The organism is Pseudomonas sp. BIOMIG1BAC (assembly GCF_001705995.2).
GTDB lineage: Bacteria > Pseudomonadota > Gammaproteobacteria > Pseudomonadales > Pseudomonadaceae > Aquipseudomonas > Aquipseudomonas sessilinigenes.
This window is the reverse complement of the sequence record NZ_CP049045.1, coordinates 234,239-249,653: the sequence shown is the minus strand read 5'-3', so window position 1 is coordinate 249,653 and position 15,415 is coordinate 234,239. Positions and strand designations below refer to the sequence as shown.

General features: G+C 57.3%; 15 protein-coding genes and 1 pseudogene. 9 read left to right on the top strand and 7 right to left on the bottom strand.

Going from position 1 to position 15,415, the window contains the following annotated elements:
• Nucleotides 1-53: 53 nt before the first annotated feature.
• Nucleotides 54-875: a shikimate dehydrogenase gene (aroE, locus tag ATY02_RS01160; protein WP_068578032.1), complete on the bottom strand. Its 822-nt coding sequence runs from the start codon at nt 873-875 to the stop codon at nt 54-56.
• Nucleotides 876-909: 34 nt separating this feature from the next.
• Nucleotides 910-1,827: an oxygen-dependent coproporphyrinogen oxidase gene (gene hemF, locus ATY02_RS01155; protein WP_068578031.1), complete on the bottom strand. Its 918-nt coding sequence runs from the start codon at nt 1,825-1,827 to the stop codon at nt 910-912.
• Between the two features lie 167 nt (nt 1,828-1,994).
• Between hemF and ATY02_RS01150 the strand changes: the two genes are divergently transcribed.
• The gene (locus tag ATY02_RS01150) at nt 1,995-2,972 is read left to right on the top strand and encodes an NADPH:quinone reductase (protein WP_068578028.1); all 978 of its coding nucleotides are present in this window, start codon (nt 1,995-1,997) and stop codon (nt 2,970-2,972) included.
• 49 nt (nt 2,973-3,021) lie between these two features.
• Here the strand turns inward: ATY02_RS01150 and ATY02_RS01145 are convergent, their stop codons facing one another.
• Together ATY02_RS01145 and dprA are read right to left on the bottom strand one after the other, a co-directional pair.
• A complete protein-coding gene (locus ATY02_RS01145) occupies nt 3,022-3,579 on the bottom strand; it encodes an L-threonylcarbamoyladenylate synthase (RefSeq protein ID WP_068576641.1) in 558 nt (185 codons plus the stop codon).
• A 54-nt stretch (nt 3,580-3,633) separates the two neighbouring features.
• Nucleotides 3,634-4,737, bottom strand: coding sequence for a DNA-processing protein DprA (dprA, locus tag ATY02_RS01140; RefSeq protein WP_068576639.1), 1,104 nt, complete (start codon nt 4,735-4,737; stop codon nt 3,634-3,636).
• Nucleotides 4,738-5,047: 310 nt separating this feature from the next.
• On the opposite strand from dprA, the gene def reads away from it, so the two are divergent.
• From def to ATY02_RS01115, 5 genes are all read left to right on the top strand, one after another.
• The gene (gene def, locus ATY02_RS01135) at nt 5,048-5,554 is read left to right on the top strand and encodes a peptide deformylase (RefSeq protein ID WP_068576636.1); all 507 of its coding nucleotides are present in this window, start codon (nt 5,048-5,050) and stop codon (nt 5,552-5,554) included.
• A 69-nt stretch (nt 5,555-5,623) separates the two neighbouring features.
• Nucleotides 5,624-6,568, top strand: a complete 945-nt coding sequence (gene fmt, locus ATY02_RS01130; RefSeq protein WP_068576633.1) for a methionyl-tRNA formyltransferase — start codon at nt 5,624-5,626, stop codon at nt 6,566-6,568.
• Nucleotides 6,565-7,875, top strand: coding sequence for a 16S rRNA (cytosine(967)-C(5))-methyltransferase RsmB (rsmB, locus tag ATY02_RS01125; RefSeq protein ID WP_068576631.1), 1,311 nt, complete (start codon nt 6,565-6,567; stop codon nt 7,873-7,875). The genes fmt and rsmB overlap by 4 nt, the downstream gene beginning before the upstream one ends.
• A 24-nt stretch (nt 7,876-7,899) precedes the next feature.
• On the top strand, nt 7,900-9,273 hold the full coding sequence (gene trkA / locus ATY02_RS01120; protein WP_068576629.1) for a Trk system potassium transporter TrkA: 1,374 nt from the start codon (nt 7,900-7,902) through the stop codon (nt 9,271-9,273).
• Between the two features lie 33 nt (nt 9,274-9,306).
• A complete protein-coding gene (locus ATY02_RS01115; protein WP_068576627.1) occupies nt 9,307-9,624 on the top strand; it encodes a tetratricopeptide repeat protein in 318 nt (105 codons plus the stop codon).
• Between the two features lie 153 nt (nt 9,625-9,777).
• Here ATY02_RS01115 and ATY02_RS01110 read toward each other — a convergent pair whose 3' ends face one another.
• The 3 genes and pseudogenes from ATY02_RS01110 to ATY02_RS01100 all read right to left on the bottom strand — a co-directional run.
• On the bottom strand, nt 9,778-10,017 hold the full coding sequence (locus tag ATY02_RS01110) for a PilZ domain-containing protein (protein WP_068576625.1): 240 nt from the start codon (nt 10,015-10,017) through the stop codon (nt 9,778-9,780).
• 72 nt (nt 10,018-10,089) lie between these two features.
• A complete protein-coding gene (locus ATY02_RS01105) occupies nt 10,090-10,977 on the bottom strand; it encodes a lysophospholipid acyltransferase (protein ID WP_068576623.1) in 888 nt (295 codons plus the stop codon).
• Between the two features lie 91 nt (nt 10,978-11,068).
• Nucleotides 11,069-11,155 (bottom strand): annotated as a pseudogene (locus tag ATY02_RS01100) (DNA-3-methyladenine glycosylase I); the annotation flags it as partial.
• Nucleotides 11,156-11,207: 52 nt separating this feature from the next.
• Between ATY02_RS01100 and ATY02_RS01095 the strand changes: the two are divergent.
• The 3 genes from ATY02_RS01095 to ATY02_RS01085 all read left to right on the top strand — a co-directional run bounded on the left by ATY02_RS01095 (nt 11,208) and on the right by ATY02_RS01085 (nt 15,368).
• On the top strand, nt 11,208-12,908 hold the full coding sequence (locus ATY02_RS01095; protein WP_020301430.1) for a recombinase family protein: 1,701 nt from the start codon (nt 11,208-11,210) through the stop codon (nt 12,906-12,908).
• 278 nt (nt 12,909-13,186) lie between these two features.
• Complete coding sequence (locus ATY02_RS01090) at nt 13,187-13,963, top strand: hypothetical protein (protein ID WP_139146119.1); 777 nt, start codon at nt 13,187-13,189, stop codon at nt 13,961-13,963.
• Between the two features lies 1 nt (nt 13,964).
• On the top strand, nt 13,965-15,368 hold the full coding sequence (locus ATY02_RS01085) for a relaxase/mobilization nuclease domain-containing protein (protein ID WP_070412913.1): 1,404 nt from the start codon (nt 13,965-13,967) through the stop codon (nt 15,366-15,368).
• Nucleotides 15,369-15,415: the final 47 nt, after the last annotated feature.

The following is a 15,415-nucleotide window of genomic DNA, read 5'->3' as shown; positions in this document are numbered from 1 at the left end:
GGTACTCTGCGTAGGAACCAGGACTTGTCCGCGCTGAACGATGAGGCGATCGGTCAGAGCGCCAGCTGGCGCCGCAGCTCGCCCAGTACCGGAGCACTGTCGGGGCGCACGCCACGCCACAGGTAGAAGGCCTCGGCCGCCTGCTCGGCGAGCATGCCCAGGCCATCGAGCACCAGGGCCGCGCCCTGTTCGCTGGCCCAACGGCAGAAGGTGGTCGGCTCCTTGCCATACATCATGTCGTAACACACCGTCTTGCCCGGTTCGACCAGGCTGGCGGCGATCGGCGGCAGCTCGCCCGAGAGGCTGGCGGAAGTGGCATTGATGATCAGGTCCACCGACTCCTCCAACCAGTCGAAGCCACTGGCCGACACCGGTCCCAGGTCGGCGAACGCTGCGGCCAGTTGCTCGGCCTTCCCCACGGTGCGGTTAGCGATCACCACCGAAGCCGGCTGCTCGGCCAGCAAGGGTTCCAGGGCGCCGCGTACCGCACCGCCGGCCCCCAGCAACAGGATGCGCTTGCCCTTGAGGCTGACCCCGGCGTTGACCGTCAGGTCGCGCACCAGTCCGGCGCCATCGGTGTTGTCGCCCAGCAAGCGGCCATCGGCCTGCTTGCAGAGGGTGTTCACCGCCCCGGCTCGTTGCGCGCGTTCAGTGAGGCTATCGCACAGGCGATAGGCTTCTTCCTTGAACGGCACCGTGACGTTGGCCCCACGCCCATGGGCGAAGAAACCACGGGCGGCCCCGGCGAAATCGTCCAGGGGCGCCAGCAAGGTGCTGTATTGCAGATCCTGGCCGGTCTGTTCGGCGAACAGTCGATGGATCAGCGGCGACTTGCTGTGGCCGATCGGATTACCAAAGACAACGTACTGGTCCATCTCATCCCCCTTGTGCAGTAGCGGTTCGCCGGTGTCAGTGGCTGCCGGCCAGCCAGTCTCGATCCTTGAGGAAGTACTCGGTCAGGCGTGCCTCTTCGCTGCCTGGCTCGGCCTTCCAGTCATAGCCCCAGCGTACTTGCGGCGGCAGCGACATGAGGATCGACTCGGTGCGGCCGCCCGATTGCAGGCCGAACAGGGTGCCACGGTCGTAGACCAGGTTGAACTCCACGTAGCGGCCCCGGCGGAACTCCTGGAACTCGCGCTGCTGCTCGGTGTAGGGAGTGGCCTTGCGACTCTGGACGATGGGCAGGTAAGCCTCGATGTAAGCGTCGCCGATGGCGCGCATGAAGGCGAAGCTGGTGTCGAAGTCCCACTCGTTCAGGTCGTCGAAGAACAGGCCACCGATGCCCCGCGGCTCGTTGCGGTGCTTGAGATGGAAGTAGCTGTCGCACCAGGCCTTGTAGCGCGGGTAGACATCGGGGCCGAAGGGCGCGCAGGCACGCTCGGCGACCCGGTGCCAGTGCACGCAGTCTTCTTCATTGCCGTAGTAGGGCGTCAGGTCGAAGCCGCCACCGAACCACCAGACCGCTTCCTCGCCTTCCTTCTCGGCGATGAAGAAGCGCACGTTGGCGTGGGAAGTGGGTACGTGGGGGTTATGCGGATGGATCACCAGGGATACGCCCAGGGCCTCGAAGCCGCGACCGGCCAGTTCCGGTCGGTGGGCACTGGCGGACGGTGGCAGGCCGCTGCCGAACACATGGGAAAAGTTGACCCCGCCTTTTTCGATCACTGCACCATTGCCGATCACTCGGGTACGTCCGCCGCCGCCAGCGGGGCGGGTCCAGGCGTCCTCGATGAAACGGGCGCCACCGTCTTCGGTTTCCAATGCAGCGCAGATACGGTCTTGCAGGTCGAGCAGGTAGGCCTTCACGGCCTCGGTGCGGGTAGTCATGGCATCACCTTGGGTCGGGCAAAGCTACGCGGCGCTAGGGATGACGCGCAGGCCGGCGCAAATGGGCGCGTAGCATAACACCGCGCCGGGGCCCGCCGCAGTTGACGAAGGTCAAGCGGAGGAGTCCGATAGAGCACTTTCAGCATGCGACCCAGGAGAGTGGACAGATGGCCAGACGTATCCAGTTCCGTGCCCATGGCGGCCCCGAAGTACTTGAGTATGTGGATTACCAGCCAGCCGAGCCGGGCCCCCAGGAGGTGCGTGTCAGCAACCGGGCCATCGGCCTGAACTTCATCGATACCTACTACCGCAACGGCCTCTATGCACCGCCGGTACTGCCTTCGGGCCTGGGCTCGGAGGGCGCCGGGGTGGTCGAGGCCGTGGGCAGCGCGGTGACTCGCTTCAAGGTCGGCGACCGGGTCGCCTACGGCGGCGGCCCACTGGGGGCCTACAGCCAGGTCCATGTGCTGCCCGAAGCCAACCTGGTGTACCTGCCGGACGCCATCAGCTTCGAACAGGCCGCCGCGGTGATGCTCAAGGGGCTGACCGTGCAGTACCTGTTGCGCCAGACCTACGAGCTCAAGGGCGGCGAGACCGTGCTGTTCCATGCTGCGGCAGGTGGAGTCGGTTCCCTGGCCTGCCAATGGGCCAAGGCCCTCGGCGTGAAGCTGATCGGTACGGTCAGCTCGCCTGAGAAAGCCGCCGTCGCCAAGGCCCTCGGTGCCTGGGAAACCATCGACTACAGCCATGAGAACGTGGCCCAGCGGGTGCTGGAGCTGACCGGCGGACGCAAGTGCCCGGTGGTTTATGACGGTGTCGGCAAGGACACCTGGCTGACCTCCCTGGACTGCCTGGCACCACGCGGCCTGATGGTCAGCTTCGGCAATGCCTCTGGAGCGGTGGAAGGAGTGAACCTGGGCATCCTGGCGGCCAAGGGTTCGCTGTACGTGACCCGGCCGACCCTGGGCAGCTACGCCAACAATGCCGAAAACCTGCAGCACATGGCCGACGACCTGTTCCGCATGATCACCAGCGGCCAGATCACGGTGGAAATCAACCAGCGCTTCGCCCTGGCGGATGCAGCCAAGGCCCATGTCGAGCTGTCGGCGCGACGCACCACCGGCTCCACCGTATTGCTGCCGTAGAAGTTCATGGCTGTCGTGGCGAGGGCGCTTGCCTCTCGCCACGAGCCATTCAGGAAGGCCGTACCACCCGACCAGTGGCCAAATCGCGGATCAGGCTGGGGTTGCGGCGCCCACCCAGGCTGCCACCCAGGACCAGGTCCAGTTGGCCACGGAAATACTGCTCGATACGAATGCGCGTGCGCGCTGCAGGCCGCCCCTGGGGGTTGGCCGAGGTGGAGATCAGCGGCCCGACCAGGGCACAGAGCTCACGCACCAACGGGTGGTCGCTGACCCGCAAGGCCACGGTGTCATGGACCCCGGTGACCCATTCGGGCAGCAGGTTCTGGTGGGGCACCAGCCAGGTATTGGGGCCAGGCCAGGTGCTGGACATGCGTTCGATCCAGGCTTCGGGGAAATCCTCGAAAAGAAAGTCGAACTGGTGGATATTGTCGGCGATCAGGATCAAGCCCTTGTCCACCGAACGCGACTTGATTGCCAACAGGCGATCCACCGCCTCTTCATTCCACGGATCGCACCCCAGGCCCCAGACCGCTTCGGTTGGATAGGCAATCACCGCCCCTGCGCGAATCTCTCGTGCGGCTTGTTGCACACGCCAACTGCTGACCATTGCCGACTCTCCAGATAAAAGCTGTGCGCAGTTTACCGATCCTGCTTATAAAACCTAGCTCAGGCATGCAAACCAGCGCCCGTTTTCATTGACGGCCCGCCCATCGATCTCCAACTCGGTCAGGCTCGCCAAGACCCGCGGCAGGGGCCAGCCGCTGGCAAGCGCCAGGGCTTCGCTGGTGTGAGGTGCGATTTGCAGCAGGGCCAGCAACGGATGCTGGCTGCTGGCTACCGGCTCGACCGCAGGCGGCAGGCGCTGCCACCCCTGCAAGGTCTCGAGGATGTGCTGGACGCTTTCCACCAACACCGCCCCATCGCGGATCAACTGATGGCAGCCGCGGGCGCCGGGGTGATGGATCGAGCCGGGAATGGCATAGACCTCGCGGCCCTGTTCTGCCGCCAGCCGGGCGGTAATCAGCGAACCACTGGCCACACTGGCCTCCACCACCAGCACCCCCAGGGACAGGCCACTGATGATCCGGTTGCGCCTGGGAAAGTGCTCCGGGCGTGGGCCCGCATCCAGGGAAAACTCCGAAACCACGGCACTTCCCTGGTCGATCATCGACCTCGCCAGGTTTCGGTGACGTTGTGGATAACAATTTTCCAGGCCCGTACCGAGCACCGCCACGGTGCGTCCGCCCACCTCCAGCGCCGCCTGGTGCGCCGCACCATCGATGCCCAGCGCCAGGCCGCTGGTGATGACGAAACCCGCCTCGGCCAGGCTCCGGGAAAACGCCATCGCGGTATCCAGCCCTGGCCGTGACGCACGACGGCTGCCCACCATTGCCAGTTGCGGTAGCTCCAGAATCGAGGGGTCGCCAGCGACGAACAGCAGGGGCGGGGCATCGTCCAACTGGGCCAGCAGGGCCGGGTAGTCTGGCTGGTCCCACATCAGTAAATGCTGGCCCTGGCCATCTATCCAGGCCAGGGCATGCCGCGCGCTTTCCCGGACTTGGGCAGTACGCCGGGCCTCGGCGCACACTGCGGGCAGCCCCAAGGCCTGCCAGGCACTGGCCGGGGCGCTGAGAGCCCTGGCTGCGCCATCGAAGGCCTGCAACAGGCGGCGAAAACGCATGGGGCCAAGGGCAGGCAAGCCATGCAAACGTAAACGAGCCTCCAGTTCCGCAGGGGAAATGGCGGCGGTAATCGGCTGCGACATGGATCATCCTTGATCGTCATCGGTCCGGCGAATACCGGAACAACCTGTGGATAAGTCTGTTGGTAACTTGTTGAGTAAAGAAACCGCCCCAGGAAGACAGGCGTTGTCGCAAACGCCGCCAGAAACGCTACAGCCCAGCGGCAGCAAGGCGAACAGAGATTTCCTCAGGGGCTGAATCCCTTTATCATGTGCGTTCGCGTAAAACGCCAGAGCCAGTACGGCTCGCTCACTCCCAGAGCTCGTTTTGCATCGGCGCCCCAGGTCCAGGACCTGCCTGCGCCCTCACTTCACACGTGTAGCAGTTACGCCTATGGCCATTTTAAACATCCTCGAATTCCCTGATTCGCGCCTGCGCACTATCGCCAAACCAGTGGCCGTAGTGGACGACGAAGTGCGTCAGTTGGTCGACGACATGTTTGAAACAATGTATGAGGCCCCGGGCATCGGCCTGGCGGCGACCCAGGTCAACGTGCACAAGCGCGTCGTGGTCATGGACCTGTCCGAAGACCGCAGCGAGCCCCGGGTGTTCATCAACCCCGAGTTCGAATCCCTGACCGACGAGATGGACCAGTACCAGGAAGGTTGCCTGTCGGTACCGGGCTTCTATGAAAACGTCGACCGCCCGCAGCGGGTCAAGGTCAAGGCCCTGGACCGCGACGGCAAGCCCTACGAGTTGATCGCCGAAGGCCTGCTGGCTGTCTGCATCCAGCACGAGTGCGACCACCTCAACGGCAAGCTGTTCGTCGACTACCTGTCCACGCTCAAGCGCGACCGGATCAAGAAGAAGCTGGAAAAGCAGCATCGCCAGCAGGCTTGATGGCCATCTTGCAAAGGCTTGCCATGGCAAGCCTTTTTCTTTTTCGCATCTTCGCAAGCGAGACTCCCCATGACTGAGCCACTGCGCATCGTCTTTGCCGGCACCCCCGAATTCGCCGCCGAACACCTCAAGGCCCTGCTCGACAGCCCGTACGAGATCGTGGCCGTCTATACCCAGCCCGATCGCCCGGCCGGCCGCGGGCAGAAGCTGATGCCCAGCGCAGTCAAGGCACTGGCCGTGGAACATGCTATCCCGGTCTACCAGCCACAGACCCTGCGCAACGCCGAGGCCCAGGCCGAACTGGCGGCACTCGAGCCGGACCTGATGGTAGTGGTGGCCTACGGCCTGATCCTGCCCCAGGCGGTACTGGATATCCCACGCCTGGGCTGCATCAACAGCCATGCCTCGCTGCTGCCACGCTGGCGCGGTGCGGCGCCGATCCAGCGCGCGGTGCAGGCCGGCGACGCCGAGAGTGGCGTGACCGTGATGCGCATGGAGGCGGGCCTGGACACCGGGCCGATGCTGCTCAAGGTGGTCACCCCGATCAACACCGAAGACACCGGCGGCACCCTGCACGACCGCCTGGCCGCCATGGGCCCGGGCGCCGTGGTGCAAGCCATCGCGGGCCTCGCTGCCGGCACCCCGCAAGGCGAAGTCCAGGACGATAGCCTGGCCACCTACGCCCACAAGCTGAACAAGGATGAAGCACGCATCGACTGGAGCCGTCCCGCCGTGGAACTGGAGCGCCTGGTCCGCGCCTTCAACCCGTGGCCGGTGTGCCATAGCACGCTGGACGGTGAAAGCGTGAAGGTCCTGGCCGCCAAGGTATCCACAGGCCAGGGCACCCCCGGCGAAGTCCTATCCGCCAGCAAGGACGGCCTGGTCGTCGCCTGCGGTGACGGCGCCCTGAGCCTGACCCGCCTGCAATTGCCCGGCGGCAAGGCCCTGGCCTTCAGCGACCTGTTCAACAGCCGCCGCGAGAAGTTCGCCAGCGGCAAGGTGCTGGGCCAATGAATCCACGCCTGGCCGCCGCCCGCGCCCTGGCCGCCGTACTCAGCGGCAAGGCCTCGCTCAACAGCTCACTGCCAGCACAGCTGGACAAGGTCGAGGAGCGCGACCGCGGCCTGACCCAGGACCTGGCCTTCGGCACCGCCCGCTGGCAACCGCGTCTCGACCTGCTGGCCGCGCAATTGCTGCAGAAGCCGTTCAAGGCGGCCGACGCCGATGTCCAGGCACTGCTGCTGGTGGGCCTGTACCAACTGTTCTACAGCCGTATCCCGGCCCACGCCGCCATCGGCGAGACCGTCGGGTGTGCCGACAAGCTCAAGAAGCCCTGGGCCAAGGGCCTGCTCAATGCCGTGCTGCGCCGCGCCCAGCGTGAAGGCGAGGAACTGCTCGCCGGTATGGAGCGTGACCCGGTGGTGCGCACCGCCCACCCGCGCTGGCTGCAGAAATCGCTCAAGGCCTTCTGGCCCGAGCAGTGGGAAGCCATCTGCGCCGCCAACAACGCCCATCCGCCGATGATCCTGCGGGTCAACCGGCGCCACCACAGCCGTGATGCCTACCTGGCATTGCTGGCCGAGGCGGGCGTTGGCGCCAGCGCCTGCCAGTACAGCCGGGACGGTATCGTGCTGGCCGAGGCCAGTGACGTGCGCGGCCTGCCAGGCTTTGCCGAAGGTTGGGTGAGTGTGCAGGACGAAGCCGCGCAACTGGCCGCCGACCTGCTGGACCTGGCCCCCGGGCAACGGGTGCTGGATGCCTGCTGCGCTCCTGGTGGCAAGACTTGCCACATCCTCGAAGCCGAGCCGGCCCTGGCCGGCGTGGTGGCCGTGGACCTTGAGGCCAAGCGCCTGGTCCGCGTGCGGGAAAACCTCGACCGCCTGGGGCTGGACGCCCAACTGATCGCCGCCGATGGCCGCGACACCCAGGCCTGGTGGGACGGCAAGCCGTTCCAGCGCATCCTGCTGGATGCCCCCTGCTCGGCCACCGGGGTGATCCGCCGGCACCCGGACATCAAGCTGACCCGCCAGCCCGACGACATCGCGGCCCTGGCACAGTTGCAAGGCGAGTTGCTGGATACCCTGTGGCAAACCCTCGAGGTGGGCGGCATCCTGCTCTACGCCACCTGCTCGACCCTGCCCACCGAGAACACCGAGGTGATCGGCGCCTTCCTGGCCCGCACCCCCGGCGCCCGGGAGCTGGATCTGGCCACTGAAGCCGGCCTGCGCCAGCCCCACGGTCGCCAGCTGCTGGCCCAGGAAGGCGGCCACGACGGCTTCTACTATGCCAAGCTGATCAAGATCGCCGCCTCGCGCGGGTAAGCACAAGAATCTAGGGAGTAGTGGATGAAGATCATCATCCTCGGCGCTGGCCAAGTAGGCGGCACGCTGGCGGAACACCTGGCCAGCGAAGCCAACGACATCACCGTGGTCGATACCGATGGCGAACGCCTGCGCGACCTCGGTGACCGCCTGGACATCCGTACCGTGCAGGGCCGCGGCTCCTTCCCCACGGTGCTGCGCCAGGCCGGGGCGGACGATGCCGACATGCTGGTGGCGGTGACCAACAGCGACGAAACCAACATGGTGGCCTGCCAGGTCGCCCACACCCTGTTCCACACCCCGACCAAGATCGCCCGAGTGCGCGAGGCCGCCTACCTGACTCGCGCCGGCCTGTTCGACAACGACGCCATCCCGGTGGACGTGCTGATCAGCCCGGAACAGGTGGTGACCAACTACATCAAGCGCCTGATCGAGCATCCCGGCGCCCTGCAGGTCATCGACTTCTATGAAGGCAAGGCCCAGTTGGTGGCGGTCAAGGCCTACTACGGCGGTCCGCTGGTCGGCCAGCAACTGCGCCAGTTGCGCGAGCACATGCCCAATGTCGAGACCCGGGTGGCGGCGATCTTCCGCCGCGACCGGCCGATCATGCCTACCGGCGATACGGTGATCGAAGCCGACGACGAAGTGTTCTTCATCGCCGCCAAGGCCCATATCCGCGCAGTAATGAGCGAAATGCGCCGGCTCGAGGAATCCTACAAGCGCATTGTCATCGCTGGCGGCGGGCAGATCGGCGAGCGTCTGGCCGAGGCCATCGAGAGTCGCTACCAGGTCAAGATCATCGAGATGAACCCGGCCCGCTGCCGCTACCTCTCCGATACCCTGGACAGCACCGTGGTCCTGCAAGGCAGCGCCTCGGACCGCGACCTGCTGCTGGAAGAGAACATCGCCGACGCCGATATCTTCCTGGCCCTGACCAACGACGACGAAGCCAACATCATGTCCTCGCTGCTGGCCAAGCGCCTGGGGGCGAAGAAGGTCATGACCATCATCAACAACCCGGCCTACGTCGACCTGATCCAGGGTGGCGATATCGACATCGCCATCAGCCCGCAGCTGGCGACCATCGGTACCTTGCTGGCCCACGTGCGGCGCGGCGATATCGTCAGCGTGCATTCCCTGCGCCGGGGTGCGGCGGAAGCCATCGAGGCCATCGCCCATGGCGACGCCAAGTCGAGCAAGGTGATCGGTCGTACCATCGAGAACATCGGCCTGCCGCCGGGCACCACCATCGGCGCGATCATCCGTGACGAAGAAGTGCTGATCGCCCACGACGACACGGTGATCGAAGCCGGGGACCATGTGATCCTGTTCCTTGTGGATAAAAAACATATCCGCGATGTGGAGAAGCTGTTCCACGTGGGCCTGAGCTTCTTCTGATCGAACGCTGTCTTGTCCACAGGAGTGACGACAATGCTGGAATCGCTGGAAAAAATGCTCGCCAAGGGTGTGGATAACCCCCTGCTGCGCTTTGGCCTGGGCAAGGGCTACCTGGACCTGGGCGAACACGCCCGGGCCGCCACCCACCTGCAACAGTGCGTGACCCTGGACCCGAAGTACTCTGCGGCCTGGAAGCTGTTGGGCAAGGCCTTGCAAGGGCAGGGCGAGCTACAAGCGGCGCGCCAGGCCTGGGAACAGGGCCTGGAGGCGGCCCGGAGCCAGGGCGACAAACAGGCAGAAAAGGAAATGACCGTGTTCCTGAAAAAACTCGAGCGCCAGTCCCAAGGCTGACCATCACCCTGTAGCCGCTGTCACAGGCGGCGAACGAGCGGAATGTTCGCGGGGGCTCTCAAGATCACCAAAGGCTCAGCGAAAGACCGCCAAGCAAGGCCCTGCGGTCCTTTTCGCAGCCTCGCGGGCTCGGCAGCGGCTACAGGGCCGGGCTCAGAGATAGCGCAAGGCGATTCCTTCGGCGTCCACCTGCACCACTTCCATGCGTACCCGCGGTGCAGCCACCGGCAGTCCCTGCACCTGGCCGAAAACCACCGCGCCCTTGGGCAGGCGGGCCAACTGCGGGCTTTGCACATAGACCCCGCTGGCCGACAGGTTGCGGGTCTGCCCCAGGCATTCGCCGATGCTTTCGTGGGAAATCTTGATACGAAACGACTTGCGGTGATCGGACATCTTCTGCGCCCTTCTCCAGTGTGCTGTGGATAACACCTGGAAGGGGGTTATCCACAGACCGTGCCAGCTCTGTCAGTACCAGCGCGCCTCTCCGGGCGGACGCTTCTTGAAACGCTTCATGCTCCACATGTACTGGCTCGGATAAGCCGCCACGTAGCGCTCGACCACTTTGCTCATGGCCGCACAGGACACCTCGGTGTCGGTGCTGTACATGTCTTCCGGGGCCGCTTCGAGGATCACCTTGTAGCCCGAGCCATCGGGCAGGCGCAGGGCGTGCAGGAACACGCCGACCGCCTTGCCGCCGGCCAGCATGTTGGGCACGAACTTGCTGGTCAGCGCCTGGGTGGCGAAGAAGGGCACGAAGATACCTGCGGATTCAGCCGGTTCCGGGTCGGCGGGAATGCCCACCGAGCCGCCCTTGCGTACTTCCTTGATGACGCTGAGGATGCCTTCCTTGGTAGAGGCCGCCACGCGATTGCCCAGCTGTACCCGCTGCTTGCGCAACAGCTCGTCCACGGCCTTGAGCTTGGGTGGACGGTAGAAAATGATCGGTTTGCACTGGCTGCAGTAGAAGTGGTTCAGCACTTCCCAGTTGCCCAGGTGGCTGGTGATGCCCACCACGCCCTTGCCCGAGGCCAGGGCCTCCTGGAGCACCTCCAGGCCCTCGACTTCACGCACCAGGGCAATGGAGCGCTCGGCCGGCCAGATCCAGGCACAGGCACTTTCGGTCAACGATTTGCCGATGTCTTTCAGGCTCTGCCCGACCAAACGCTCGCGCTCGGCGGGGTCCATCTGGGGAAAACACTTGGCCAGGTTGATGCGCACCACCTCGCGGGAGCGGTTGGGCGTCTTCCACATGATCCAGCCGATGGCCGCGCCAACCGCCTGCACCGCGCGCCAGGGCAGCAGGGCAAACAACCGCAGGGCTCCCACCAGCAGGGCGCCTTTGAACTTATCCACAGATGACTCCTGATCTCTTGGTCATGGCCTAGTCGCAGCCGGCTATTCTAACCGGCCATCGGCGCCTGTGCGAAAGCGCCTGCCATGGCGCTCATGGCACCGGGGAGCTGAGGCTGGGGTAGCGATCGCAGTCGCGGGTGTGGTCCATGACCATGCCCGAGGCCTGCATACAGGCATAACCTGTTCGTATAGCGCTATGATGCGCTGTATACGGCACAGGAGCCACAGAAATGCACCGTAGCACACCAGTCTATGCCTACATACGCATGTCCACCGTAGAGCAAGCAAAAGGCGACTCTGAACGCCGCCAGCTCGGCCAGATTGAGCGATTTTTGCAGGAAAATAACGGTGAACTGGTTGAGCCGGTTTTTCTCGATAGGCTTTCATCGTTCAATGGCAAGAACATCAAAAAAGGCGCTATCAAAGACTTTCTTGATAGGGTCAAAAAAGGAGAAATTGAAAAAGGTTCTGTTCTCGTAATTGAAAGTTTTGACCGCATTTCACGCCAAGGCGGTTATCTGGCACATGCTGTAATTCTCGATATTATCAAGAATGGCGTAGATATTGCGACACTCTCACCATATAAGCGATATTCAATAAATTCTGAAAATCAGTTTATTGAAGGCATTGAAATTCAGACATTGCTTTATCGTGCTCACGAAGAAAGCAGAACAAAATCTGACCGTATTACTCGCCAGCATCAAGCACGGCGTGAAAAAGCAAAAGACAAAAATGTTGTTTATGGCTCTTTGCCGTTCTGGCTTATCAGAACCGCAGATTGGATTGAATTCAAAGAACCAGAAGCCACAGATGTGAAATTATGTCTTTCTCTTTTAAAGACATATGGCATGTATACCGCAACCGCTAAAATCAATGAACAAAGAAAATCATCAAAGATTTTTTCAAAAGAAACCGTCTCGCATCTATTAAATCGCTCTGCGGTATGTGGTGATTTGCAGACTCATCGCATTGAATATGATGAAGCTGGAAACAAAATCAGAGTCCAGGGCGAAGTCATTCATGACTATTACCCTGCTTTGATTTCAAGAGCAGAATTTGAAGAGTTGCGTGCAGAAATTCAAAGCAGAAGAACCACAAAATCGACTGGCAGAGTTTCAGGATTTAAAAATATTTTTCGCAATGTCATGACTTGCAGTTACTGCTTTGCACCTATGCGACTTTCACATATGAAATGGAAAAAAGGAGAAAAGAAATATCTGGTTTGCACTAAATCAGAGACTAACCAATGTATTGATAAAGGTCGGCTATGGTATGACTATGATGATGTTGAGCGTGTATTTTTCAATGAAGTAAATCTATCAATTCTTACAAAATCTTTGGCTCAAAAAACGAAAATCGACGACGCAGAAATTGAAAAATTAAGATCGAACTTGCTAAAAGCAGAAAAACAAAAATCAAATATTTTGAACGCAATCGAACTGGGCACAGTCTCAAAGTCTCTTGTCAATCGACTTGAAGAACTTGAAAAAGATTCTGATGAAATTCAAAAAAGTATTGATGAACTCAAAGCAGAAAATGCTTTGAAGCGCTCACAAAATGAGACTGCAATTTTTGACTATGAACAACTTGATACAGCATTAAATGATGAAGAACAGCGTGCAGTAATCAATAAAATTCTAAGAACAAATCAGGCCGAAATTTCAATTTTAAAAGGTGAAATTGGTTGCGATTTTATCATTGAGATTTCAGTAGGTGATAGGCTCGAAACTGAAATCAGTTATCACAAGCAAGACGATTTTATAAACAGATATGAGCATGATTTACCAGAAAATCAAACCTCTGATTTAGTAATTCATGAAGACCAGACAGACCCATATGCAGAAGAAAATGAAGGTCAGGTTTTCGAAATGTTTGACTCTGCATCTATGCCAATAATTGAAATCAATCAGCACAACAAAAAACCGGATTAAAAATCCGTTTTTTTCTTCTGCTATAACTAATGAAATCAAATGGGTTGTTTACAACTATCACATCAAAAGCGTAATCAAAAGAAGCAAGCAGAATAAAAAGACGGTCAACCCTGGCGGTTTTCCCTCAAACATAACCTTACGGTATGTTTGCTTTTTATGCTTGCCCTACTATCGTCGGGACAAGGATATTCCCACAAGGGTCATATCCTAAAATGCTTAACGGCGGTTTTGAAAATAAAATATGTTAAAATTAGTGTATAAAATAATTATTCAGCACTATGACAACATCAAAAAAAGCAACACCAGTAAAACGAATATGCCCATGCTTAACAGAAGTCAATCATGAGATTTTAGAAGACTTCATTGCCAGCTTTAATAGAAGTTCAGCCAATGCTTTTTCAATTGCAAAAGCATTCAAGGATTACATACTACATGGTTGCGCCACATACATAATTGCTAAAAACAACAGCGAAGCTGTATTGAGAAATTATAATCAATATCTTGCAAACCTTACGACTAATTACTCAACATATCTAAAAGACAATCCTCATCACAGAACACCAGATGCAGATAAAATCATTCGTCAAATAAGACAGTCAAGAGTAGACCTTTCAAAGCTTCTGTTTAGTTCTCGAACTTTTAGAGCAGAGCCATCTGTCAGTGCTAAATGTTTGTCAGAGGCAATGCCAATACCTGATGATGGTTTGAAAATAAAAAAACTAAATCTTACCTACTCGGAAAAAGATTTTTCTCTCATTAAAACCAAGTTCAAGTTATTCAAGAAAGAAAATAAGAGACTTACATTTGATGATTTGTTCTTTCAATTTATGAGTGAGTTAAAGATTTATCAGTCAGCGTTTGCATCACCATTTTTTAATTTGAATGCAGATAGATATGCTAATTTCAAAACCCATGCTGATTATGCTCATGAAAGATTTTCAAATGCAACAGTTGAGAAATTCAACAAATATTTTTTAGAGATTTTTCCCGATCTTCACAAAGAGATTTTAAGCTCCCTTGCTGGTTTAAGGAAAATGATTAGCGCCGAGGTTTAATATGCTAATCAAAGAAATCCCACGTATAAAACCAAACACAAAAAATCTTGCCACCTACATTTTCAATGATAAAAAATGTTCAGCCATAGGTGGCAACATTCCTATTGATGCTAATAATTTAAAGCAATCAGCGCAAGACATTCAAGACGATTTCAATAGTAGGTTAACAGAAAAACAGAAATCTAATGAAATGCACTATGTCATTAGTTTTGAAGAAAGTCATGACCAATTGTCTGATGAGAAATTAAAAAAGATTGCTGATGAATTTGTTGAAAAGCATTTTGGTAAAAACAGAAACTATGTTTTTGCGATTCATCGAGACACTGCAAACCCTCATATACATTTGCTTATGGAAAATCGTAATTTTGACAATAAGCCTTTTTTCAGAAAAAACAATTATCGAGAAATTGAAAATCTTGCACAAGAATTAGAAACCAAATACGGATTGAAAAATGACAAAATCAAACAATCACGAAATGACGAAAATCGTATCAACCTAACCGCTGGCGCAAAAAAATTTGAGCATCATTCTGGCAAACAAAGCGATGAAGCAAAATATAAGAAAGAACTGAAATCATTGCTTGAAAAGTCAAAAACAGCACATCAATTTTTTGACCAACTAAAATTGAACGGTTACACAATCAAGCTAAACAATAGCAAAAAAGACCCTTCAAAAGCGTCAGGGTATTATATCACCAAAGGCACAATATCAATAAAACCAAGCTCTATGGGCTTGCAGATTAACAAGCTCTTACAGCACTTTAAAATTGACGATGAAGGTCGTTTAATAGAGTTAATGCGCAGTTATGAGGATTCACCCCCAAGACCAGATACCGCTGAACCGTGTGGCTTTGGTGCTATATCGCCAGAGCGAAACTTTGACCAACCAAACAAGAAAAAACTGCTTTATCAAAAATTCGATAGTCAGGACGGCAAGACCTTCACCAGCAATAACCCAAAATTCAAATCAAGTTTCACAATTCAAGACAAAACTTGTAGTTTTCAAAACCCTACTGAAATGAGCATTAAAGCCGGTTTTCAGGCTCTCCAAGAGCGTGATGGCGGCAAAAAATACGATCTCTTTGGTGGTGATGCGTTTCGTAAAAAAGCGTGGCTTGTAGGCTCACTGATGGGCTTGCAAATCGAAGGCTACACCCCAAAGGCGCAAGATTTGAAAGAGTTGCTTGAAAGGTATTCACTGCATCCAGAGCGTTACAAAACCTTTGACCATGAGCCGTTCCAGGCTCAACTGGAATTGCTGACAAATACAAAACCGCCGGTCGTTGAAGCCACAGCACCCGCCGAGCCGGTTCAGCGCCAGCATCCTCTCAATGCCACGGTAGACAATACTTCGGTAAAAGAGGAAGAAGACAAAAAGCGCAGGAACTTATATAAATATAAATAAAGAAAAAGTCCCATTAGGGACTTGATTTTAATTTTTAATTGTTATAA

Bases quoted from the DNA above. Each gene is read 5' to 3' on its own strand.
- ATY02_RS01090 (WP_139146119.1), top strand. From the start codon at position 13,187: ATGACAACATCAAAAAAAGCAACACCAGTAAAACGAATATGCCCATGC.
- ATY02_RS01110 (WP_068576625.1), bottom strand. From the start codon at position 10,017: ATGTCCGATCACCGCAAGTCGTTTCGTATCAAGATTTCCCACGAAAGC.
- aroE (WP_068578032.1), bottom strand. From the start codon at position 875: ATGGACCAGTACGTTGTCTTTGGTAATCCGATCGGCCACAGCAAGTCG.
- ATY02_RS01095 (WP_020301430.1), top strand. From the start codon at position 11,208: ATGCACCGTAGCACACCAGTCTATGCCTACATACGCATGTCCACCGTA.
- dprA (WP_068576639.1), bottom strand. From the start codon at position 4,737: ATGTCGCAGCCGATTACCGCCGCCATTTCCCCTGCGGAACTGGAGGCT.
- trkA (WP_068576629.1), top strand. From the start codon at position 7,900: ATGAAGATCATCATCCTCGGCGCTGGCCAAGTAGGCGGCACGCTGGCG.
- ATY02_RS01145 (WP_068576641.1), bottom strand. From the start codon at position 3,579: ATGGTCAGCAGTTGGCGTGTGCAACAAGCCGCACGAGAGATTCGCGCA.
- ATY02_RS01115 (WP_068576627.1), top strand. From the start codon at position 9,307: ATGCTGGAATCGCTGGAAAAAATGCTCGCCAAGGGTGTGGATAACCCC.
- rsmB (WP_068576631.1), top strand. From the start codon at position 6,565: ATGAATCCACGCCTGGCCGCCGCCCGCGCCCTGGCCGCCGTACTCAGC.
- def (WP_068576636.1), top strand. From the start codon at position 5,048: ATGGCCATTTTAAACATCCTCGAATTCCCTGATTCGCGCCTGCGCACT.
- fmt (WP_068576633.1), top strand. From the start codon at position 5,624: ATGACTGAGCCACTGCGCATCGTCTTTGCCGGCACCCCCGAATTCGCC.
- ATY02_RS01150 (WP_068578028.1), top strand. From the start codon at position 1,995: ATGGCCAGACGTATCCAGTTCCGTGCCCATGGCGGCCCCGAAGTACTT.
- ATY02_RS01085 (WP_070412913.1), top strand. From the start codon at position 13,965: ATGCTAATCAAAGAAATCCCACGTATAAAACCAAACACAAAAAATCTT.
- hemF (WP_068578031.1), bottom strand. From the start codon at position 1,827: ATGACTACCCGCACCGAGGCCGTGAAGGCCTACCTGCTCGACCTGCAA.